The 1,692-nt window shown below is 57.9% G+C and carries 2 protein-coding genes; one reads left to right on the forward strand and one right to left on the reverse strand.

Annotated features, from left to right (window positions below; all coding sequences use genetic code 11):
- On the reverse strand, positions 1-213 hold a 213-nt coding region (locus RM530_RS18305), incomplete at its 3' end, for a hypothetical protein (RefSeq protein ID WP_311366708.1).
- 98 nt (positions 214-311) lie between these two features.
- Here RM530_RS18305 and ltrA point away from each other — a divergent pair.
- On the forward strand, positions 312-1,598 hold the full coding sequence (gene ltrA, locus RM530_RS18310) for a group II intron reverse transcriptase/maturase (protein WP_311366709.1): 1,287 nt from the start codon (positions 312-314) through the stop codon (positions 1,596-1,598).
- Positions 1,599-1,692 lie beyond the last annotated feature (94 nt).

Here is a 1,692-nt window from a genome sequence, read left to right on the forward strand (position 1 = left end):
TATGAGCAGCTGAGACGAACGAAAGTGAACCACTGACCAAGTGTCGAAAACTGAAGTGATGTCTAAACCGGGAATCGACAACGCCCCGGGAGGAGCCAGACGGATACCTGTTTCTGGTCTGGCGGCATCCGGCATAGAGGTGGCGTGACGGCTGTTCAGGCGTTGGTGTGGAACTTGGGAACCTGTCGCCTCGATGAGAAGGGAGAAGTCCAAGTGGAGAACCCATCAGGACTGGAGTACCAATGCGAGGCACAGGGGCGGAGCCATGCGTAGTAGTGATGAAGGCGCTGTAATGGAGCTGGAGCGAAGGCATGGCCGCATCCGGTAAGGCTGTTGGGACAACTGGAATCCAGGAGGATCTCCGCAGCCGAACCAAACCCTTTGGGATTCCGAAGCGCGTGGTCTGGGAAGCATGGAAGCGGGTGGCTGCCAATAAAGGGGCTGCCGGCGTCGATGACGTCAGCGTGGAAGCCTACCAGGCGAGGCTCGGCAAGAATCTCTATACCTTGTGGAATCGAATGAGTTCGGGGAGCTACCAGCCCCAAGCGGTCAGGCAGGTGTTGATTCCGAAGGGAGACGGACGGTTTCGGCCGCTCGGCATTCCCACGGTCAATGATCGCGTCGCTCAGATGGTGGTCAAGCTGCTGATCGAGCAGCGGTTGGAGGCGGTGTTTCATCCATCCTCGTTTGGGTATCGGCCGGGCAGAAGTGCGCTCCAAGCCGTGACCCAGGCTCGTCAGAACAACTGGCGGTTGGACTGGGTGGTTGAAATGGACATCGAGGCCTTCTTCGACACCATCGACCATGCACTTCTGCAGAGGGCAGTGAACCGCCATGTGCCGGAAGTCTGGATTCGACTCTACATCCGGCGATGGTTGGAATGTCCGGCCCGATTGGAGGACGGACAGATTCAGACTCGGACCAGTGGCACACCGCAGGGTGGTGTCATCAGTCCGCTACTGGCCAACCTGTTTTTGCACTATGTGTTTGATTCCTGGATGCAGAGCCACCACCCGTCGGTGCGGTTTGAGCGGTATGCCGACGATATGGTGTGCCACTGCCGAAGTGAACAAGAAGCCCGGTCGTTACTTACAGAGCTGCATTCCCGGTTCAGCGACTGCAGGTTGCGGTTGCATCCGACGAAGACGCAGGTGGTGTACTGCAAGGATGACCGGCGCACCGGCCAGTTCCCGCTGGTGCGCTATGACTTTTTAGGCTTCAGCTTCCACGCACGAACCTGTCAGGATCGACGTGGGCGGTTGTTTGCCGGCTTCAATCCAGCGGTTGGGCGCAAAGCGCTGAAACGGATGACCCATGCCATTCGGGCTCTGAAGATCAATCGAAGTACCCAGCTGACGCTGCCGATGCTGGCGGACCGGCTGAATCCCATAGTCAGGGGTTGGATTGAGTATTTTGGTCATCTGTATCCGGAGCCGCTAAAGCGGTTTCTGGCACGGCTTGATCTTCGACTCGGCTGTTGGGCGAGGAATAAATACAAACGGTTGCGGGGACACAAACGCCGATCCTGGGCATGGCTCAGTCGGTGGCGGGAGAGTACCCCTCGTTTGTTTGCACACTGGGAATTCGTCTACCGGTGAGGCAGGGCTATGGATGCGAGGAGCCGTATGAATCGAGAGATTCACGTACGGATCTGTGAGAGCCTGAGGGGGAAGATCCCTTGGGCTACTCGAC

The sequence above is a fragment of the Banduia mediterranea genome (assembly GCF_031846245.1).
Classification (GTDB): domain Bacteria; phylum Pseudomonadota; class Gammaproteobacteria; order Nevskiales; family Nevskiaceae; genus Banduia; species Banduia mediterranea.